General features: G+C 43.3%; 16 protein-coding genes. 1 reads left to right on the top strand and 15 read right to left on the bottom strand.

Annotated features, from left to right (window positions below):
- The 14 genes from D4T97_RS19940 to D4T97_RS20005 all read right to left on the bottom strand — a co-directional run.
- Positions 1–1,310 (bottom strand): SH3 domain-containing protein (locus tag D4T97_RS19940; protein WP_164525665.1); only part of this gene is annotated, 1,310 nt, incomplete at its 3' end.
- A gap of 127 nt (positions 1,311–1,437) precedes the next feature.
- Complete coding sequence (locus D4T97_RS19945; RefSeq protein WP_126052540.1) at positions 1,438–2,235, bottom strand: arylamine N-acetyltransferase; 798 nt, start codon at positions 2,233–2,235, stop codon at positions 1,438–1,440.
- 420 nt (positions 2,236–2,655) lie between these two features.
- On the bottom strand, positions 2,656–4,086 hold the full coding sequence (gene gatB / locus D4T97_RS19950) for an Asp-tRNA(Asn)/Glu-tRNA(Gln) amidotransferase subunit GatB (protein ID WP_126052541.1): 1,431 nt from the start codon (positions 4,084–4,086) through the stop codon (positions 2,656–2,658).
- A 13-nt stretch (positions 4,087–4,099) separates the two neighbouring features.
- Positions 4,100–5,557, bottom strand: coding sequence for an Asp-tRNA(Asn)/Glu-tRNA(Gln) amidotransferase subunit GatA (gene gatA, locus D4T97_RS19955; protein ID WP_126052542.1), 1,458 nt, complete (start codon positions 5,555–5,557; stop codon positions 4,100–4,102).
- Between the two features lie 12 nt (positions 5,558–5,569).
- Positions 5,570–5,860, bottom strand: a complete 291-nt coding sequence (gene gatC, locus D4T97_RS19960; protein ID WP_126052543.1) for an Asp-tRNA(Asn)/Glu-tRNA(Gln) amidotransferase subunit GatC — start codon at positions 5,858–5,860, stop codon at positions 5,570–5,572.
- Positions 5,861–6,918: 1,058 nt separating this feature from the next.
- Positions 6,919–8,073 (bottom strand): CamS family sex pheromone protein, encoded by a 1,155-nt coding sequence (locus tag D4T97_RS19965; protein ID WP_126052544.1) that lies wholly within the window; start codon positions 8,071–8,073, stop codon positions 6,919–6,921.
- A gap of 16 nt (positions 8,074–8,089) precedes the next feature.
- A complete protein-coding gene (gene ligA, locus D4T97_RS19970) occupies positions 8,090–10,096 on the bottom strand; it encodes an NAD-dependent DNA ligase LigA (protein WP_126052545.1) in 2,007 nt (668 codons plus the stop codon).
- A 24-nt stretch (positions 10,097–10,120) separates the two neighbouring features.
- Entirely contained in the window at positions 10,121–12,325 is a 2,205-nt protein-coding gene (gene pcrA, locus D4T97_RS19975) for a DNA helicase PcrA (RefSeq protein WP_126052568.1), read from the bottom strand.
- Positions 12,326–12,373: 48 nt separating this feature from the next.
- Positions 12,374–13,063, bottom strand: a complete 690-nt coding sequence (gene pcrB / locus D4T97_RS19980) for a heptaprenylglyceryl phosphate synthase (protein WP_126052546.1) — start codon at positions 13,061–13,063, stop codon at positions 12,374–12,376.
- Positions 13,064–13,290: 227 nt separating this feature from the next.
- Entirely contained in the window at positions 13,291–14,097 is an 807-nt protein-coding gene (locus tag D4T97_RS19985) for a basic amino acid ABC transporter substrate-binding protein (RefSeq protein ID WP_126052547.1), read from the bottom strand.
- 235 nt (positions 14,098–14,332) lie between these two features.
- Complete coding sequence (locus tag D4T97_RS19990; protein ID WP_126052548.1) at positions 14,333–15,520, bottom strand: cystathionine gamma-synthase family protein; 1,188 nt, start codon at positions 15,518–15,520, stop codon at positions 14,333–14,335.
- A 25-nt stretch (positions 15,521–15,545) separates the two neighbouring features.
- On the bottom strand, positions 15,546–16,031 hold the full coding sequence (locus D4T97_RS19995) for an Lrp/AsnC family transcriptional regulator (protein WP_126052549.1): 486 nt from the start codon (positions 16,029–16,031) through the stop codon (positions 15,546–15,548).
- Positions 16,032–16,273: 242 nt separating this feature from the next.
- Complete coding sequence (locus tag D4T97_RS20000) at positions 16,274–17,866, bottom strand: sodium:solute symporter family protein (protein WP_126052550.1); 1,593 nt, start codon at positions 17,864–17,866, stop codon at positions 16,274–16,276.
- 395 nt (positions 17,867–18,261) lie between these two features.
- Positions 18,262–19,530 carry an NAD(P)/FAD-dependent oxidoreductase gene (locus D4T97_RS20005; protein WP_164525666.1) on the bottom strand — a complete coding sequence of 423 codons (1,269 nt, stop codon included), beginning with the start codon at positions 19,528–19,530 and terminating at the stop codon, positions 18,262–18,264.
- A 141-nt stretch (positions 19,531–19,671) separates the two neighbouring features.
- Here D4T97_RS20005 and D4T97_RS20010 point away from each other — a divergent pair, with 141 nt between their 5' ends.
- On the top strand, positions 19,672–20,901 hold the full coding sequence (locus tag D4T97_RS20010; protein WP_126052552.1) for a MerR family transcriptional regulator: 1,230 nt from the start codon (positions 19,672–19,674) through the stop codon (positions 20,899–20,901).
- Between the two features lie 121 nt (positions 20,902–21,022).
- Here the strand turns inward: D4T97_RS20010 and D4T97_RS20015 are convergent, their stop codons facing one another.
- Entirely contained in the window at positions 21,023–21,340 is a 318-nt protein-coding gene (locus tag D4T97_RS20015) for a YerC/YecD family TrpR-related protein (protein WP_126052553.1), read from the bottom strand.
- Between the last annotated feature and the right edge of the window lie 5 nt (positions 21,341–21,345).

Raw genomic sequence — 21,345 nt, forward strand, 5'->3', positions numbered from 1 at the left:
CTGGAGGACAAAAAGTCTGTGCTCACGTAACCGGTGATCCCATTTACCCTCACCTTTGCCCAGCCTTTGGATTCAGATTCAACTGAAACAGCAGTGCCGCTAGATAGTTTCCCTACTATTTTTCCACTGGTGGAAGCACTGCTCCGCACATTCAGCAATGAACCCGGTTTGACATCGACGTATTTTGTTGCCGGTTTAACGACTGGTTTCGGTTTTGCTGATGTTGAGCTTGCGGTTGGATTGCTGGCAGATAGATATGTAGTACTTACATAACCTGTCCTTCCATTGGCAGAAACCTTAGCCCAGCCTTTGGTTTCGGATTGAACGGACACTTTCGTTCCTCGCGCTAATTTTGTAATCACACTGCCGCTTGTCGAGGCGCTGCCCCGCATATTCAACGATGCGCCTGGATTTACATCTACATACTTAACAACCGTTTGGGTTGCCGTCGATGAAGAAGATTGTTTGATGTTGGCTGCCGGTTGGCTTGATGACGGAGCACTGTCTGATAAATATTGAGTACTTACGTAGCCTGTCCTTCCATTGGCAGTTATTTTAGCCCACCCGCCTGCTTCTGACTGCACAGTCACTTGTGTACCACGAGATAACTTTGCAATCACATTGCCGCTGATTGAGCCGCTGCTTCTCATATTCAATGATGAGCCTGGATTTACATTTATGTATTTTGTGACTGTTTTTGGAGCCGCCGGCGCTGCAGCTTGTTTCACATTAGCTGCCGGTCTGCTTGCCGCAATACTGGTTGCCAGGAATTGACTGCTGACATAACCTGCCCTGCCGTTGACAATTACCCTCGCCCAGCCGCCCGTTTCTGATTGCACAGACACTTGTGTCCCGCGCGGTAATTTTGCGATTACGCTTCCGCTCGGTGAGCCGCTGCTTCGCATATTTAATGAAGAACTAGAATTTACATTTACATATTTGGTAACAGATTTAGCTGCTGATGATGTCTGAGGCTGTTTTACATTAGCTGCCGGTTTGTTTACCGGGGCACTGGCCGATAAAAATTGACCACTCACATAGCCGGTCTTGCCGTTGACAACCACTTTTGCCCAGCCGCCTGCTTCTGATAGCACAGACACTTTTGTCCCGCGTTGCAACTTAGCAATGACGGTGCTGCCTGTTGAGGCACTGGTTCGAAGATTAAGAACTGAACCTTGACTAACAGTGACGTATTTGGTGTCCATCTGAGCTTTTGCAGCTGGAGGATCAGCTGCCTGAACAGCTTCTTCAAAAGCTACTGTCGATAATGCTGCAAAACACAAAGTAGGAATGAAAATCTTCTTTTTCAAATTCACACATCCTTTATATCGAATTTGATCTACTTTTATCGTAACATACTTCGACTGGAAAAATATGAAAATACTGGTATTTTCCCTTTTCACTTATTATTATCGGACATTTTGTAAGATATGAAGACTAAAATAATTCCACACCTCTGTTTTCCAAAAAAGTAAGTGCTGGCTTGATTGATTTTTTATCAATTTGATAGACTTCATGGACAAGGTTCACCCATTTGTCCATTTCGCCGATTTGCAGTTCGCTGATGTTGCGATAGGTCATCACCTTCATCGTCCTATTTCTAAGAAAAAAACATTGATGGCCGTTAAAGCGTACTGCCGTAATTCTTCTCATTGTGATATTTTCATCCAGATCAGCGTATGATTCGTCTATATCATTCGATATATCGAACTCTGATAGAGGCTCCCATTTAATTGTTTTTTTCACAAAAGATTTACCATTAGATCGGCGGTCTATTTCATATTCCCCGTTCCTTACTCTAGTAAAAATGATTTCCTCTCCGAAACCGTGCAGGACATGCCGTGGCTTCGCTTCCAATTCAATCGGCTTTATAATCGGCGAGCCATATCCGACATCGACATAGAGACGTTTGCTGCCAATCTCAACCAAAATGGCCAAATGGGATGGCTGCACCCTTACAAGCGAGCATTCGAAACCTAATTCCGAAAGCAGGCGGGCAAAATTCATATTAAGTGTAAAACACGTGCCGCCCCATCCACTTTCAGTTAAATTTTTAACAAAGACGGGCAGTGTAGGGACAAAGTTAGGTCCGTTCAAATAATAATGAAACTTGCTGAATGTTTCATAAGGTACCAGTGAAAGATGGTGCTGGATCAGCCTTTGCAAGTAATTGATGCTTGGTGTTTCCCGTTCAAGTCTCAAATGCTGCAAATATTGATGGACAGCGTGTTCCAAGACCTGACACCTCCTGTTTTTAAAAATGCATGAATACGTTCTTCGATTTTTAACCCATTATACAATAAATTAATTTCTATCCGTTACCAATAGGATTAAATTTGCTTTACTATTTGGAGGCAGTACACTGCTATATTTCGAAAATACTGGGCAACATTTCAGGCGTACGTGTTTTTCTCGAAAATACTATCCAGATTTCAGATACACTTTCTACTTTCTGGAAATAATGTCCGCTTTTCAGATATACTCACCACTTTACGAAAATACTGTCCGCTTTTCAGATTTACTTGCCACTTTACCAAGACACTATCACTTCAAAGCAACACTCTCCAACTATCAGGCCCATTTTCCCCCTGCAAACAGAAAAAAGACAGTGTAATCAGCCCCGCAGGGCTGCATTAAACTGTCCTCATAAATAACTTATCTTTTTTCAATTTCCTGCGCAAGCAGTTTGTTGACAAGCGGCGGGTTAGCCTGCCCTTTTGTGGCCTTCATCACTTGGCCCACAAGGAAACCGAGTGCACGGCCCTTTCCGCTCTTAAAGTCTTCAACAGACTGTTCATTAGCATCAAGTACTTCACCAATGATTTTCAGGAGTGCTCCTTCGTCAGAGATTTGGACGAGTCCTTTTTCCTTGACGATTACTTCAGGATCTCCACCTTTTTCAATCAATTCGCTGAATACTTTTTTAGCGATTTTCGAAGAGATTGTACCATTTTCAATCAGTTTGATCAAGCCGGCCAATCCTTGTGGTGTCATCGCTACGTCGTGAAGTTCTTTTTGCTCCGCGTTCAAATAAGCGGACACTTCACCCATGAGCCAGTTGGACGCCTGCTTCGCATCGGCTCCTTCAGCAATAACAGCTTCAAAGAAATCGGACATTTCTTTTGTAAGTGTCAATACCATTGCATCGTATTCCGGTAAGCCTAGTTCGCCGACATAACGCTGTTTCCGCGCATCCGGAAGCTCAGGGATTTCCGCACGCACCCTGTCTTTCCACTCATCGTCGATGATTAGGTTGACAAGGTCCGGTTCAGGGAAATAGCGATAATCATCAGCGGTTTCCTTAACACGCATCAGGATAGTTTTACCTGTTGCTTCGTCGTAACGGCGTGTTTCCTGTAAAATCTCCCCGCCTGAAAGAAGCACTTCCTCCTGGCGTTTTACTTCGTATTCAAGTCCTCTTCTTACGAAGTTAAAAGAGTTCAGGTTTTTCAACTCGGTTTTTGTACCGAATTCTTCTTGTCCAACCGGGCGTAGGGAGATGTTCGCATCGCAACGAAGGGAACCCTCTTCCATTTTACAGTCGGATACGCCTGTAAATTGGACAATGGATCTTAATTTTTCCAAGTAAGCATAAGCTTCATCAGGTGAACGCATATCCGCTTCGGATACGATCTCGATGAGCGGAGTTCCCGCACGGTTCAAGTCAACGAGGGAATAGCCTTTTCCTGTATGTGTAAGCTTCCCTGCATCTTCCTCCATATGGACGCGGTTGATGCGAATTATTTTCTTCTCGCCGTTCACTTCGATTTCAATCCAGCCGTTCTTTCCGATTGGGTTGTCTTGCTGAGAAATTTGGTATGCCTTCGGATTATCCGGATAGAAATAGTTTTTCCTGTCAAAGTCAGTTTCGGTCGCAATTTCACAGTTCAGTGCCATGGCTGCTTTCATCGCGTATTCCACCGCACGTTTGTTCAACACAGGCAATACTCCCGGATAAGCAAGGTCGATGACTGTCACGTTGGCATTCGGTTCAGCGCCAAAATGGTTCGGTGCCGGTGAAAATATTTTAGAATCTGTTTTTAACTCTACGTGTACTTCAAGTCCAATGACCGTTTCAAAGTTCATTTCTTTTCACCCCTTACAATTGTGGTTTTTGTTCATGATAGTTTGTTGCTTGTTCAAATGCATGAGCCATGCGGTAAATTGTCGCTTCATCAAAATAGTTTCCGATGATCTGAAGACCAAGCGGCAGTCCATTCGAATATCCGCAAGGAACAGATATTGCGGGAAGTCCGGCAAGGTTGACAGGAATTGTCAACAGGTCGCCTGCATACATTGTCATGATATCGTCAATCACTTCACCCATTTTATAAGCAGGTGTCGGTGTTGTTGGTCCGATTACAACATCATATTTTGAAAGGACGTTATCAAAGTCCTGTTTAATCAATGCACGGGCCTGCTGGGCTTTTTTATAATAAGCATCATAATATCCGGCACTCAATGCGAATGTTCCGAGCATGATGCGGCGTTTTACCTCATCGCCGAAACCTTCTGAACGTGTCTTTTTATAAAGGTCCAACAGATTTTTCGGATTTTCAGTTCTATATCCGTAACGGACGCCGTCAAAACGGGCAAGGTTCGAAGATGCTTCCGAAGATGTTACGATATAATAAGACGCCAATCCATAACTTGAGTATGGAAGGGAAACTTCTTCCCAAGTCGCTCCGAGGCCTTCAAGAACTTTTAACGCAGCAAGAACCGCTTCTTTGGATTCCTCGCTAACGCCTTCTCCGATATATTCTTTTGGAACAGCGATTTTCATACCCTTGATATCGCCTGTGAGGCTGTTCACATAGTTTGGAACCTCACGTTTGATTGATGTGGAATCGCGGTGGTCATGTCCGGAAATCGCTTCAAGGACAACTGCGTTATCTTCAACCGTACGTGTAATCGGGCCGACTTGGTCAAACGAAGACGCAAATGCGACTACTCCGGAACGTGAAACTCTTCCGTACGTAGGCTTCAATCCGACTACGCCGCAAAATGCTGCAGGCTGTCTGATGGATCCGCCTGTATCTGTACCAAGGGAGAACATGATTTCTCCAGCGGCCACTGCCGCAGCCGATCCTCCTGAGGACCCACCTGGAACATGGCTCAAATTCCAAGGATTATATGTAGGGTGGTAGAATGATGTTTCTGTTGTCGATCCCATTGCAAACTCATCCATGTTTGTTTTTCCGATCGTAACTGTTCCTTTTGAATTCAGTTTCTCCATAACAGTTGCATCATAAATCGGATCGAAGTTTTCGAGCATCTTGCTCGCACAAGTTGTAAGAAGATTTTTCGTTACGATATTATCCTTGATTCCTGCAGGAACCCCGAATAGTACTTGATCAGACGCTTCTGTACCAATCTGCTCGTCCAGTTGTTTCGCGCGCCCACGTGCATTTTCTTCGTCAACTGTAATAAAAGCTTTAACTTTATCTTCCACCTCGTTGATCCGTTTAATGGATTGATCGACAAGGTCAGAAACCGTAACTTCTTTTTTATGTAAAAGTTCATTTACTTCGGATATCTTACGGTCTAATAATGACATGTGGTTTCCTCCTTATTCCAAAATCTGTGGAACTTTGATTAGTCTTTCTTCGCGTTCCGGTACGTTTTTCATTGTTTCTTCAATTGGAAGGCCTTCGACCGTCACATCATCCCGCATAACATTCTCTTGAATGAATACGTGCGACATCGGCTTTACATTTGTTGCATCAAGCTCATCCAGCTTTTCCACCATATTGATCATGTCATCAAGCTGGCTTGTGAACAGCTCGGCTTCTTCCTCATTGATTTCCAAACGTGCTAATTCCGCAATGTGATATACTTGCTCCTTGGTAATTCTTGACATTTATTTCCACCTCCAGTTGTATTTCGGACCAATCGCAATACTATTGATAATATCAGAAAAAGCCAGCGCCAGGCAAGAGGGAGCGAAGCTTAGGCCTCTTATGATGGGCTGTTTTTTTCTGGAAAAAGGTTGCCTTTTGAGTATCGGAGAAAGTAACACGGTAATTTCAATCCGCGAACTATTGTTTATGATGTAAATAACTCGGGCGTACTCTTCATAAACTGAACAACAGATGATTGTTCTCAACTTGAGCATGTATTTGGCGCTTTATATGACAATTAATGGTTTTTTCACGTACTCAACCACGTTTTTAGGCATCTTTCTGCACAAGTAGTGACCGTTTTTCTGACTTGCTAGTCCCGCAAATACGGTAATGAAATCCGTGGGATTCCTTCCCGAAGATACGCTTGTCCCGAGAATACGGTAACGAATCTGTGGGATTCCTTCCCGAAGATTCGCTTGTCCGGCGAATACGGTAACGAATCCGTGGGATTCCTTCCCGAAGATTTGCTTGTCCCGAGAATACGGTAACGAATCTGTGGGATTCCTTCCCGAAGATACGCTTGTTCCGAAAATACGGTAACGAATCTGTGGGATTCCTTCCCGAAGATTTGCTTGTCCCGCGAATACGGTAACGAATCTGTGGGATTCCTTCCCGAAGATTCGCTTGTCCCGCGAATACGGTATCGAATCTGTGGGATTCCTTCCCGAAGATTTGCTTATACGCGTTTTTTACATCTATACGCCCGATTAGTGATCTTTTTTTTGACCACTACGCTTTTCTAGTGTCCATCTGCAGCGCCTATTCCCTCGAGGTCACAAGCCACTTCCCTGTGGCGGCTGAAGAGCTGCCTCCTCGGGAATCGTCTTGTGCTTGTCGGGGCTGATCAAGGCGCCTCCGCTTTTCTACTGTCCAGCTACAGCGCCTATCGACTAGCAGACTTCGCGCCTCCTCCTACCATAAGTCAACATCGGCTCGCCTTTGGCTTCGCCGTGTTTCCTTTATCTCGTCAAAGGCACTCCAGTCTGTACGTCGATGAACAGGCGCTTCCGCATTTCTAGTAAATATGCACAAACGGCTCCTCTTCCCCAGCCTTTCTGACTATGAGCGCTTCAGCTCCGCTCACTGAATTGATTTCCACTTCAACATTGATATAGTCCGGGAAGTGATCGATGATCAGTGATGTAGCCCACTGTGCGAAACCGATGATCTCAGCCTCACCAAACATTTGGACTGGAATTTCAATTTTCATGTCAACGAGCTGGTCGTCTTTATAAAATCCGCGTCCAATGACACCATTGTAATTCGGGAAATACTGTTCGATATCATCTTTGAATCTCATATAAAAAGTTAAATCATCCCGATGGTCTTTTTCTGCTTCCTCCGATGGGAAAAGGACATACTTTTCGTTGACTTTCTTCCAATCCCCTATAGAACTGCCTTTGTCTGAAACGGCATATGTGAAAAAGGTTCCTGGAACTACATCATTTTTTCCTTTTTGTTCAAACAGTGCAATGACGATCGGGACATTATCCAGCCCCTTCATGCCACGCATCCGTTTCAACACTTCTTCAGCCATTTTCTTTCCTTCGGCTTCCAGTTTGTCATGCGGAATTTTTTGTTCAAACGTTGCCCCATATTTCTCTTTTTGATAATAATGGACAGAGTTGAGGGCAAGTCCAACAACTACGCCGCTCAATTTTACCGATTTATCATTTTTCGTTAAATAGTTATGCTCCAATACATGGGCAAGGTATATCGGATTTTTTTCGTTTTGTTCCTCAATGGATCCTTTTTCATCATTTAGTGGGTTCAATCCCACATTCTGTTCTTCTGTGAGGCCTCTTTCCTTCAGCTGCCCTTTTGTAAATTTCCTGTTCAGCCACAGGCCTGCCGTTTCTTTATCAATGTGCTGCCCTTCCTGGAACACATATTTATCCGGTGAAAATTGTCCCATTGCCACACGCATCAATCCCGTTTCAAACTCATTGATATCATATCTCGAGTTAAGGTTTGAAACGACCATTCCTCTTGCTTTACTAGGTACGAAAGGAATGAGAGAGCGATAGGTATCGGGAAGCTGGTAATTTGGGATGATGGATGTTCCTTTTTGATCATCCTTTTTCTGGACAACTTCTTTTTCATCTTTAAACCCGGGTGCGCATCCTGTTACTAATACTGCTGCCATCAGCAGAGAAAACCACTTTTTCATTCCTCTTCTTCCACCTTTAATGATTGAGTTCTTCCAGGAGCTTTTCCTCGTCCCAAATATCTATGTTCAGTTCTTGCGCTTTTGTCAGCTTCGACCCGGCATCTTCCCCTGCAATGACCAAGTCGGTCTTTTTGCTGACGCTTCCTGTAACATTTCCACCAAGTGATTCAATTCTTTCCTTGGCTTCATTCCGTGTCAGCTTTTCCATCTTTCCTGTTAAAACGATGGTCTTTCCTGTAAAAATCGAACTGGATTCCGCAGCATCGGACGCTTTTGGTCCCTTGTATTCCATGTTGACGCCCGCTGATTTCAATTCGGAAATCAGTTCTTCCACTTCTTCGCTGTCAAAATATGTGGCAATGGCATCCGACATTTTTTCGCCGACTTCAGGAATTGTTACAAGATCCTCGCGTGAGGCGACTATCAGGTTGTCCATTGTTTCATAGTGTTCGGCTAATACTTTTGCCGCCCTCTCCCCGACGTGACGGATCCCCAATCCGAACAACAGCTTCTCAAGTGAGTTGGCTTTCGAATTTTCAATCGCCGTCAACAAATTATTAACGGATTTTTCACCCATTCTCTCCAGCTCCAGCAGCTGCTCTTTTTTCAGGAAATAGATGTCAGCCGGATCCCTGATCAATTCATGCTCAAAGAGCTGGCCGATCACTTTTTCTCCAAGACCATCAATGTTCATCGCGTTGCGCGAGACGAAGTGGATCAGTCCTTCCCTTCTCTGGGCCGGACATTTCGGGTTAATGCAGCGCAGTGCCACTTCCCCTTCCAGACGAACCAAATCGCTTTCGCACGCCGGGCAATGTGTCGGCATGTGGAAAGGCGTTTCTTCGCCTGTTCTTCTTTCAGTCAGGACGTTGACTACCTCCGGAATGATGTCACCGGCCTTTTTCACAATGACCCAGTCCCCAAGCATGATATCTTTTTCGCGAATCAAATCTTCATTATGAAGAGATGCACGCTGAACGGTCGTCCCTGCCACTTGTACGGGCTCCAGAATAGCAGTAGGTGTGATGACCCCCGTCCGGCCAATACTCAGCTCAATGTCCGTCAGTCTTGTCACAACTTCTTCAGCAGGGAACTTATATGCAATTGCCCAACGAGGTGATTTGGCAGTCGAACCGAGCTGTTCCTGGTCTTCTAAAGAGTCGACCTTTATTACGATGCCGTCAATGTCGTAATCCAATCCGGGACGCTTTTCTGTCCATGACTCGACGTATTCGATCACTTCGTCAATCGTTTGGCACTTTCTCCATTCCTTGTTCACCTTTAATCCAAGCTTGCTGAGATAACTGAGTGCACCACTGTGTGTGTCTACACCAAGTGATCCGTAATTTCCGATCCCATAAAGAAAGATGTCAAGATTGCGTGATGCCGCGATTCTGGGGTCAAGCTGACGCAATGAGCCGGCTGCGGCATTCCTTGGGTTGGCGAATAACATTTCACCATTCTTTTCCCTTTCCTTATTGAGACGTTCAAACGATTTTCTAGGCATGTACGCCTCACCGCGGACCTCAAAGCTCAAGTTCTCTTTCAGGCGGAGCGGAATGGAACGGATTGTTTTTAAATTGGCCGTAATATTTTCCCCGACCGATCCGTCGCCGCGCGTAGATCCAAGCACGAATAACCCGTCTTCGAATTGAAGAGAAACTGCAAGTCCATCGATCTTTAACTCGCATACGTAGGAAAAATCGTCCCCAATCGCCTGGCGGACACGGCGGTCAAAGTCCCGCAAATCCGCTTCGCCAAAGGCATTGGCGAGACTGAGCATCGGCGTGCGGTGTTCCACTTTCTCAAAAGCGGACAACGCTTCACCGCCGACACGCTGCGTCGGTGATTCAGGTGTCACCAAATCCGGAAATTCTTTTTCAATATCCATCAGTTCATGCATCAGCCGGTCATATTCCGCATCGGGAACAGATGGGTTATCGATAACATAATATTCATAGTTATATTGGTTTAATAAATTGTGTAATTCCTTCACTTTCGTTTGGGCAGTCCCACGGTCCATGTCAACAACCCTTTCTCAACCATATTAGACTTTCTTGATTGGAGCGAATTCAGCTAGCAGTCGCTTGATGCCGACAGGACTTGGAAAAGCGATATCGAGTTCGACGCTCCCACCGTCGTTTTTAATGCTGACAACAGTTCCTGTGCCCCATTTTTTATGTTCTGCCCTGTCTCCGACTTTCCATTCGGCCTGGTCGGTCTCAGAAGCAGCCGGACGGAACACAGGCTTTGCAGGGCTAGGCCGGTTTTCCCTGAACCCGAAGGATAGGGTCGGTCGCCGCTCTGCTCCCACCTCTTCCACAAGCTCATCCGGTATTTCATTGATAAAGCGGGAAACTGGATTCATATTTGTACGCCCGTAGAGGGTCCGCATATGCGCGTTCGTCAAATACAGTTCCTCTTCCGCTCTTGTGATTCCTACATAGGCAAGGCGGCGTTCTTCCTCCATTTCTTCCTCTTCCATTAAAGAGCGGCTGTGAGGGAAGATGCCTTCTTCCAGTCCGATTAAAAATACAACCGGAAACTCAAGTCCTTTTGCAGAGTGCAAGGTCATGAGTGTCACCGCATCGCTGGCTTCGTCCGTTTCATCCAGCTGATCTATATCAGCAACCAGCGCCAGATCAGTCAAGAATGCGACCAGGCTTTTATCTTCACTGCCGGCTTCAAAGCTCTTTGTTACGGACAAAAATTCCTCAATGTTTTCCAGACGGCTTTCAGCTTCAAGTGTCTTCTCTGCCTTGAGCATCTCTTTATATCCGGACTTTTCTATGACCTCTTCCACAATCTCTGTCACGGAAAGGTATTCCTGCATTTGAGAGAAATTATTCATCAACTCATGGAAAGCCGCTGAAGCATTGGCGATTCTAGGGCTGACACCGATAAAATCAATAACATTCAATGCGTCGAACATCGAGATATCCTGCTCGCCTGCATACGCTGCAATCTTATCGATTGAAGTTGCCCCAATTCCCCGCTTCGGTACGTTGATGATCCGTTGAAGGCTTATATCGTCATCAGGATTGGCGATCAGCCTTAAATAGGCAAGCAAATCCTTGATTTCTTTTCTGTCATAGAATTTCGTTCCGCCCACAATGTTGTAGGTTATATTTGATTTCATCAAAACTTCTTCCATGACACGGGATTGGGCGTTTGTACGGTAAAGGATGGCAATATCCGAGCGGTCCCTTTTCCCGCCTTCTGTCAGTTCCTTTATTTTTCCTGCCACAAACTGCGCTTCGGTTTTCTCCCCATCCGCACGGTAATACATGATATTTTCTCCGTGGTCGTTGTCCGTCCATAAATTTTTCGGCTTGCGGTTCGAGTTGTTTTGGATGACTTCATTCGCAGCTTCAAGAATTTTTTTGGTTGAACGGTAATTTTGCTCCAATAAAATGACTTTCGCACTCGGATAATCCTTTTCAAAAGAAAGGATGTTTGCAATATCCGCCCCGCGCCATCTGTAGATCGACTGATCAGAATCCCCGACGACACACAGGTTTTTAAAGCGCTCGGCAAGCAGCTTGACCAACATATACTGCGCACGGTTTGTATCCTGATACTCATCGACATGGATGTAGTGGAATTTTCTTTGATAATATTCCAGCACTTCCGGCACTCTTTCGAACAGTTGGATCGTCACCATGATCAGATCATCGAAATCAAGCGAGTGATTTCGGCGTAAGCGGCGCTGATACTCAGTGTATACATCGCTCACAACTTGAGCATAGTAACCCGCAGCTTCCTTCGCATATTCCTCCGGCGTGATCAGCTCGTTCTTCGCATTGCTGATTGACCCTAGCATCGCTCTTGGATCGAATTTCTTCGAATCGATATTCTTATCCTTTAAGATACCTTTAATGACGGACAGTTGGTCGGTCGTGTCCAAGATGGAAAAGTTACGGTTGTAACCCAGCCTGTCGATGTCACGACGCAGCATTCGCACACACATCGAGTGGAATGTTGATATCCATACATCCCGCGCTCCGTCTCCAATGATTTTTCCAATCCGGTCCTTCATCTCTCTTGCAGCCTTGTTCGTAAACGTGATTGCAAGAATATTGTATGGATTCACACCTTTTTCCAGCATCAAATAAGCCACACGGTGGGTCAAAACCCTCGTCTTCCCGCTTCCTGCACCAGCCATGATCAATAACGGGCCTTCCGTAGTTTTGACCGCCTCTTTCTGTTCCTTATTCAAGCCTTCCAAAAGGTTCCCGGCTAAAAATTGCACATCATCACCCACTTTTCAAGAACGTTTGTTCTTATTATAACAAAACTATTATCTATTTTTAACAGCTCGGACTGTTTTTAATGCTTCATCAAGGTTTTCATACACAGCATCGCCGACAATAATAACATCCGCATGTTCACCCATTTCCTTTGCCTGGCCGGCAGTGGAAATGCCTCCCCCGTAAAAAAGAGCTGTTTCTTCAAGTTCTTCTTTTACCGAGCGGACAATGCTCGGATCACCATATGTACCGCTATATTCCAAATAAAAGACCGGCATGCGGAACATTTTTTCAGCCATCATTGCATAAGCGATGACATCATCTTCCGTCAAATCCGTGTTGGCATTGGTCAGTTTCGCCGCTTTGCAGTCTTCATTTAAAATACAGTATCCTTCAACGACAATCTCGTCCCAGTCGATCAATACGCCATATTCTTTAACCGCTTCATGGTGCAGCCCGCTCACCCAGCGGACATCACGGCTGTTCAAGACAGACGGGATAAAATATAAATCAAACCCCGGTGTGATGGATTCAATATTGCTAACTTCCAACGCGCACGGCACGGTGTAACGCCTGATTCTCGCCATGAGATCGAGCACATTATCCAGTGTAACTCCATCCGATCCGCCAACAATGATGGCATCCGTTCCAGATTCACAGATCTTTTCCAGCGCCTCGGGCGAAATTTCTTTATTCGGATCCAATTTAAAAGCATGGCGCCATTTCTTGACATCATACATAAAGCTTGAGTCCTCCATTCTCCAATTCCGTACACTATTATAACATTACAAAGGCCAAACTCCGAGACGAAATATGAAGAAATGATTGGGTGTTGTTATTGTGTAATTTTCGGAAAAAATTATAGTGAATTTTGTAGACAAGACATTAAAAAAACCAGCTCAAGTGCTTCACCTGAACTGGTTTTTGTTCGTATATTTATTTTATAAGATTTTCTAGATGTGACCTCTTACTCAACATCAAAGCCGGTAATTTCTTTCAATTTACCACTCTCTTTAATTTTTTGGATCCCTTCATTTAAAAGATTAAGAACTTCAGAGTTTCCTTTTTTGACCAACAATCCATAGTACTCTATTTCCGCACTGTCGTCTTCGATGATTTTAACTCCTGCGTTAGGGTTGTTTTTAAGGTACTCGTCAACAGCTGAGTTATCTCCAACAGCTGCGTCAACATTTCCATTCATCAATTCTCCAATGGCGAACGGTAATGTATCAATAGCTGTGATTTTAGTGCTTGTCTTCCCCATGACTTCTTTCAGCATGATATGGCCGGTCGAATTGATTTGAACAGAAACCTTCTTATCCTTTAAATCTTGAAATGATTTGATATCCGACCCTTCTTTTACAAGAATGACTTGTTGTGCGATATAGTATGGATCAGAAAAATCAAAACTTTTCTTACGCTCTTCTGTAATCGTGATGGAAGATACCGCAAAGTCCACTTCGCCATTTTCTACTGCAGGAAAGAGCGGCTCCCAGCCGATATTTTTAAATTCAACATCAAAGCCCGCTTCATCTGCAATCGCTTCTACAATGTCAATGTCGATTCCGACAATATTTCCATTACTATCCATATACTCCATTGGTGCCCATGTAGCATCCGTACCGACAATAAGCTTTTTCTTGCCGTCGCCGTCACTTGATTCGCCTCCAGCTGGTGATTCAGAGCCTTTTGACCCTCCGCCACAGCCAAATAATAGGACAGTTAGGCTTAATAAGAGAAAACTCAGTGACCATAAGCGTGATACCTTTTTCAAAATGTTTTTCCTCCTTGTTTTTCCGTTTCATCTGAAATCAATTATTTTTTTGCTACTCCTGCTGATTATTACTAATATTAGAGAATTGATAGAGTGAGCCAATATAACATTTTGAGGGTTTGACCCCTGAAGGAGATTGCTAGAATACGGGATAATTACGAGCGTTAGTATTCAAAAAGTTTAAGTGTAACGCCATCCAAATAATAGAGGATGGCGTTACTTTACTGCTAACCTATTACTTAACAGTTATTTTGTTTTCAATATATTTAAAGGCCTGTTCAAGATCTTCAATTAAATCAGAGGCATTTTCAATCCCAACAGAGTAGCGGACCAACCCTTCTGGTATGCCCATCGCCTTCCGCTCTTCGAGAGTACATTCCGCATGACTTGTTGTATGAACGGGACCGACTGTCGTTTCCACGGCACCCAAATTGGCAGCCAAATGAGCAAAACGCAGGCGTGGCAAAAACTCGTTGACTGCTTCCAGTCCACCTTTTAACGAAAAGCTTAGCATGCCTCCAAATCCGTTCATCTGCTTTTTCGCCAATTCATGTGAAGGATCGTCTGTCAATCCTGGATAAAATACATCCTCTACGAGCGGCTGCTTTTTTAAGAAGCTTGCGATTTCCATCGCGTTCTCATTTTGACGTTCAATTCTTATTTGAAGCGTTTTCATTCCGCGGATTAATGAATAAGCGGCATTCGGGTCCAGCGGGGCTCCATTGATCATGCGATATTCATATATTTGATTTACTAGATTTTTCGGACCGCATATGACTCCGCCAAGAGCGTCTCCATGTCCTCCCAAATATTTCGTGGCACTATGCACGACTAAGTCAGAGCCTAATTGCAATGGATTTTGATTAATCGGAGTCGCCATTGTATTATCCGTAATCACAATAGCTCCCACCTGATGTGCGGCTTTAGACAATCTGGCAATATCGATCAGTTTCATCGTTGGATTCGTCGGAGTTTCTAAATATAGAACTTTACAGCCTTTTTTAATTTCTTTTTCCAGGGCTTCATGATCAGTGGTATCACATAGCGTTACTTCAATACCGAATCTCGGCAAATGATCGATAAATAATTTATTTGTTCCCCCGTATGTATCCTTTACAGAGACCACCCGATCCCCAGGTGATAATAGAGTAAATAAAGCGTTGCTGATGGCTGCCATACCAGTCGCAAAACTCACAGCCGCTTCTGCATCTTCAAGCACCCGAACTTTTTCTTCAAAGGCATCGACAGTAGGATTCGTCATCCGGCCATAAATATATCCATCTTCTTTTCCTAAAATGACATCGGACCATTTATCAACATCGTCATACGCGAATACTACGCTTGAAACGATTGGCACTTGTGTAGCGCCGGCAATTAAGGATTTTTCTTCCCCACCCCATACTGACTTAGTTGAATGTTTCATATAGGAGCCACTCCTTTATAATTTTTTAAACTGTTATTGGTAAATTTGTAGTAGACTTTAACTCTTCATACGATATGCTTGTGTAAATTCCGCTGATACCCGGGAGCGAACTCAATTTTATTGCCACGAAATTTTTCAGATCCTTACTGTTTTTGATTACCGCTTTTATAAAGTAATCATATTCTCCCGTAATTGAGTGACACTCAAGGATTTCAGGCATTTCTAGAATTGCTTTTTGAATCTGTTCGTTTTCCCTCTTTTGATGGGAAGTTGCTTTGAGAAAAATAAAACATATTAGATCAAATCCCAGCTTCTCTTTGTTGAGCAATGTTACATACTGTTCAATCACCCCTTCTCTTTCCAGGCGTTTAATTCTAGTGTGCGTTGCCGGAGGAGAGAGATTCACTCTTCTCGCCAGTTCAACGTTGCTGATCGTTGCATCTTTTTGAAGAGTATTCAGTAATTTTCTGTCTATTTCGTCAAATTCAATTCTTGTTAATGATTCTAACATATCATCACCCTTTTCGTACGATTATTTTGAATTATAACAATAAAAGAAAATATATAAAATAATAAAGTTCATATTGCTTTATTTTCTTCTGTCTGCACTTCCGCCAACTGCATTTCCCTTAATGTATTAAAGAAGGCCAAGAATAGAGCTAACAATAGATACCGGCTATTTGACAAATCTTTTTAGAATTTAAAAAAGCTGTTCCAGCAGCACTTGTCTGCTTAGAACAGCTTTATAAATTCTTACAAATAGAGCGGCATATAATAGAAGGTAAAGGTAATAGCCACGATGACTAATCCCGAAATTAAAAGCAGCGCCGGATATTTCTTGGTTTGCTTGATTTCTTTTGGATCCATCTCCTCTTCCGGCATGATCATTAATTTTTCCCGATACTCGATTTCCTCTTTTGTCGGCTTGGTCAGCAATGAACCGATAATTAATGCTGCTAAAGAACAGATCCCGCCAAATACTGCTGAGTTCAGGTAAACTGGCAAATTCAGCACACCGGCCAATTTTAGGATTTCAGTTGCCAATACACCTGTACATCCGGCAACAATACTCCAAAGTGCCCCGGTTTTTGTGACCTTTTTCCAAAGCACACTGGCAAACGCAACCGGCCCCCATGAAGCCGCAAATAAAGTAGCAGCAAAAACAGAAATCCAGAAGATGGCAGGCGGCTGGAACATTGTGATTGTCAAGCTGATTGCAGCTACGACCACCATCATGAGACGGCTAATTTTCAATAACTTTTCATCGGACATTTTCGTGTTGTGAAGCAAATCTTTGGAAATACTGTTACCGATCAATTGGAGGAACGTAGAGCTGGATGATAGACCAGCAGCCAAAATCCCACTTATAGCAATAACTCCGATCCAAGTAGGGGCAAGGTTCATTGCTGACCAGATAAATACCCTTTCAGATGGATCAATGTTCGGGTTAATCGTGTTAACCGTTAGCATTGTCATATGCAGGAACAAATAAATCACTGCAAGAATAATCGTTGAAATGATTGATGAACGAAGAGCTACATGCTCATTTTTAGCCATTAAATAACGGCTTGTTTGCCATGGACTAACCGCAATAACGAAGCCCCAGACAATTCCAATAATAATCGCCCACAGTAACACATCCGTTGGCGACCCCATATAAGCGCCTTCACCAGTAATTCCGTGCCATTTTAATAAACCAGGCTTAGACTCCAGTTGGGATGTTTTGATCATCGCTTCAGGCAGTCCGCCTGCAGCCTTTAAAATATAAGGAACAGTCAGGAATGTAGCGGCAGTAAATACCAAGAACATAATAGTCTCTGTTACCAGTACGCCCTTGGCGCCAGCCGAAAACGTAATTACTGTAAAAACTATAGTAATAATAACTAAAGATAAATGATAATTGATTCCGCTGATTTCAGATAACAAAAGTCCTGCACCCTGTGTTACTGCAACTAAATAGGCAGTAATCCCAATAACAAGTGTGACCGCTGCCACAACTCTCACTTTTTTGGAATTAAAGCGTTGTCCAAAATACTCCGGCAATGTCAGCGCTTTACTTCGCCTTAAAAATCTGCCAAAAAACATGACTCCTATAATATATCCAGGCAATACAAAAATCGACATGACCAATAAAGGAAGAGCGTACCCTTCATATGAAAATGCGGCATCTCCCATAAATGCGACGGTACTTAGATAAGAAGCGACCAACGAACCAACAATGAGTAACGTGGATGCATTTCTTCCCGAAACGTAATAATCTTCCACATTTTTTACTCTTTTAGAAACAATGAGACCTACAGCACTATAAATAATAAATGAAACAATTGCTCCAATCGTATAGATCATTCAAATACCCCCAATGCGAATTAGTGTTTATAAACCTTCTTGATAAAAATCGCTGTCAAAACACCCGACAGTATAATGACACCGCCAAAAAAAATGGTAAAAAGCAGTTCACCCATCAATTGTTCACCCTTTCATTGAAAGTGATTAGGATCCCCCTCCCTTTCGGGAGGGACTTGTATCGTACCGCCCGTCAATGAACAGGCGTCTACGCTTTTCTTTGTCTAGCTTCAGCCGGCAGGGGCTCGAGGTCGCTTCGGTCAAGCCAATGAAGTCAAAGAACTCACTAGCTTGACCTCCAACGCACAGGATGTGCTAGTGCAAGCGAAGGACAGGATGTCGCGTTCTTGAGCCTGCCGGCCCTTGTCGCTCCTAAGCTGCCGGCTTCCGCTTTTCTATTAGCCTAGTTTATCCATTAATCTGAAATAAAGATTGGCTGCATTGACAAGAAATTTCTTGTTTGTATATAAAGGAACTGTTTTCAATGGTGTATTTTCAAATGTGCTATTGATCCGTTCTTCATTCAAAATGCACTGCGAAAGCAGCTTTCCATGGAGTGTTGATTGTGATGCACCATGACCTGTATACCCGACGGAATAATAAGCACCTTGAGAGGTTCTTCCAATGACCGGGAATTTATCAACAGTCGCACCAATGATTCCACCCCAGAAATAATCGATGGATACCCCTTTCAACTGAGGGAAGACAGAAGTTAACAGCATGTACAATTCATCTTTGAACGCCTGCCTCGCAGGATATCCGATACCTGATCCGCCAAAGATGATCCTTTGATCAGGAGTCCTTCGGAAATAATTCACAAGATTGATTGTATCGTATAGATTTCTGTCATTCGGGATCAATGTCTCTAACGTTTCTTGATCCAACGGTTCTGTTGCTATGATGAAGCTGGCAAGAGGAAAAACTCCCTTATGCAGCTCGGGCGTTATTTTTTCAGAATAGCCGTCCGTAGCGAATATTAATTCTTTAGCTGTCACGATCCCGTTTTCTGTTGTAACTGTAAAAGTGTTTCCATTTTTTTGAATGTCAATCGCTTTTGTTTGTTCGTAGATTTCAGCTCCCAAGTCATGGACAACCTCGGCAAGACCGCGCACATAATCCAATGGTTGGAATTGGTAGCTCAATGGGTCCATAAGGCCCACTTTATAATAATCAGTATTGATTTCCTCTTGAAGAGCCGCCCCTGTCAACACTTTTACGTCGCGCCCAAAATGTTTAGCGATCAACTCTTTTGAGCGTTCAAAACCTTCTTGTTTTTTACTGTTTTTGGATAATGCGACATGGCCAGACATCCTGACTGCGCAGTCAATTTGATGCTTTTTAGCAATCTCTTCTACGGCCTTGTTGCAGTCAAGGGCGTATTGGTCCAGCCTTTTAGCCTTATCCACTCCCCATCTTTTGATCGTTTCAGCTGCTGAAAGTTTATATCCTGTATTCATCATCCCGCCATTCCGGCCACTGGCTCCCCAGCCGATTGTATGCTGTTCAAGGACAACCGTATGGACGCCTTTATTCTGAAGGTAATAGGATGATGCAATTCCTGTAAAACCACCGCCGATAATGACAACATCGGCCGTAATATGCTCCTGCAAAAGCGGATAAGTTCTCTTATATTTTGATGTTGCTTCCCATAATGTAGCCGTTTCCACTTCCACATCTCCCTTCACAATATAGACATATATTAATTGGTAGAGTTAACTGCAGTACAATAGCTAATTTCGACATTTTTTTTACAAACCATTGAGTATACTCCATGGTTTACTTTATAATTAAGGAAAGGGGGAAATGGCATGCTGATAGGAAAATTCGCTCAAAAATATGGCGTAAAGCCTGATACTATACGGTATTATATGGATCTTGGCCTATTGATTCCCAAGAAAAGAAACCATTACTATCATTTTGACAAAACTTGCGAAGAGGACATGGAAATTATTTCCGAGTTGAAAAAATATCGCTTTTCCCTTCAGGAGATTCATAAATTTTTATCTTTTAAGAGAGTGACACTGCTCTCCAATAAAGAAGACTTTACATTTTTAACACAAATGCTGGAAGAAAAAAAGGAAGAGTTGGATGAGGAAATACAAAACATCTCTTATTCCATTCAAGAAATAGATAAAAAAGTGGAGAAACTTAACTTGATGCATACATTGGCAGGCGTGGAAAAAGGGATGCCATTTGAGTTTTTGTCGATGCTTTATTGCCCCTCCTGTCAAGTTTCTCTCGACTTAAGAAATGCCAGCACTAGAGGGCAGCAGCTTTTTATGGGGGAATTATTCTGTTCTTGCGGCTATAAGGCTCAAGTGCATGAGGGCATCGTCATTACCGAACATTTGAACAAAGAGTCCTTTAACCCTCACTATATTTACGATCGGGAAATGTTAAAAATCATCCAATCCAGCTTCATCAGCTTGAGTGAAAGGGCGAGTCTTTGGGTAAAGGAATACCTCACTTCCGAGGATCTTGCCGACAAAGTGATCGTGGAGACACACATCGATACGTATGTATTTTTAAATAAATATATTTCTGAACTGGATAAAAGCGCCTTCTATATCTTTTCTGGAAGCACAATGCCGATGTTGAAAATGCTCAAATCTAAAATTGAACAAACAAACCCTGGCTTGAAAATTTTATATTTATTAAATAGTGGCTTGGATCTGCCCATAAAGCATAAAGCCATCGATTATATGATTGACAGCTATTCTTTCAATGAGTATTGTCTTTTCCATCAATCCCTGCCCATGAAAACTCTCTCCCCTTATCTTAAAGATGATGGGAAGATCATAGGGGCGAGTTTTTATTATCATGATGGGGCCAAGTCACTCTCAAAAATGAAAACACTACACCCTAATGCATGTCGGGCAAACCTCCGTTCATATTTTATCAAAGATAACTTAGAGGCTGGGAACTTCCAAATCATTGAAAAAGAGGATATCGGCTCAACAATAGACCCCGGAAGCTATATTAAATATCATGTTCCCGGTGAAACGGGATACTTTCTTACTTATATGGCTTCCAAATGAACAAAAGCGCAAGCGCCAACGAGATAAAGGAAACACGGGGCTGGACGTAGCAAAATGCAATTAACAAGTTATCCACAGGCATGGGGTTTTATAGTTTCCTCAACGAAGAAAAACCGCAGCATCAAGGCTGCGGTTTCTCTTTTTCCACTTTTTCCACTATCCGTTCCAGGACCATTTCATATGAATCGTTACCGTAATTCAGACACCGCTTTACGCGGGAAATGGTAGCTGTGCTTGCACCAGTGGCTGCTTCAATTTTTTGATACGTATTTCCTTCTCGCAGCATCCTTGCCACTTCGAGACGCTGGGATAAAGACTGGATTTCATTGATTGTGCATAGATCATCAAAGAATTCGTAGCATTCTTCCAAGTCTTTCAGCGACAAGATTGCCTCAAACAATTGATCAAGTGATTTTCCTCTTAATTTTTCAATCTGCATTTGAA

It is taken from the genome of Siminovitchia acidinfaciens, from assembly GCF_003605385.1.
In the GTDB taxonomy this organism is placed as follows: domain Bacteria; phylum Bacillota; class Bacilli; order Bacillales; family Bacillaceae_C; genus Siminovitchia; species Siminovitchia acidinfaciens.

Excerpts from the sequence above, each read along its gene's own strand:
- D4T97_RS20010 (WP_126052552.1), top strand. The coding sequence starts at position 19,672 with ATGCTGATAGGAAAATTCGCTCAAAAATATGGCGTAAAGCCTGATACT.
- gatC (WP_126052543.1), bottom strand. The coding sequence starts at position 5,860 with ATGTCAAGAATTACCAAGGAGCAAGTATATCACATTGCGGAATTAGCA.
- D4T97_RS19965 (WP_126052544.1), bottom strand. The coding sequence starts at position 8,073 with ATGAAAAAGTGGTTTTCTCTGCTGATGGCAGCAGTATTAGTAACAGGA.
- pcrB (WP_126052546.1), bottom strand. The coding sequence starts at position 13,063 with ATGTATGATGTCAAGAAATGGCGCCATGCTTTTAAATTGGATCCGAAT.
- D4T97_RS20015 (WP_126052553.1), bottom strand. The coding sequence starts at position 21,340 with ATGCAGATTGAAAAATTAAGAGGAAAATCACTTGATCAATTGTTTGAG.
- D4T97_RS20000 (WP_126052550.1), bottom strand. The coding sequence starts at position 17,866 with ATGATCTATACGATTGGAGCAATTGTTTCATTTATTATTTATAGTGCT.
- D4T97_RS19990 (WP_126052548.1), bottom strand. The coding sequence starts at position 15,520 with ATGAAACATTCAACTAAGTCAGTATGGGGTGGGGAAGAAAAATCCTTA.
- gatA (WP_126052542.1), bottom strand. The coding sequence starts at position 5,557 with ATGTCATTATTAGACCGTAAGATATCCGAAGTAAATGAACTTTTACAT.
- gatB (WP_126052541.1), bottom strand. The coding sequence starts at position 4,086 with ATGAACTTTGAAACGGTCATTGGACTTGAAGTACACGTAGAGTTAAAA.
- ligA (WP_126052545.1), bottom strand. The coding sequence starts at position 10,096 with ATGGACCGTGGGACTGCCCAAACGAAAGTGAAGGAATTACACAATTTA.
- D4T97_RS19995 (WP_126052549.1), bottom strand. The coding sequence starts at position 16,031 with ATGTTAGAATCATTAACAAGAATTGAATTTGACGAAATAGACAGAAAA.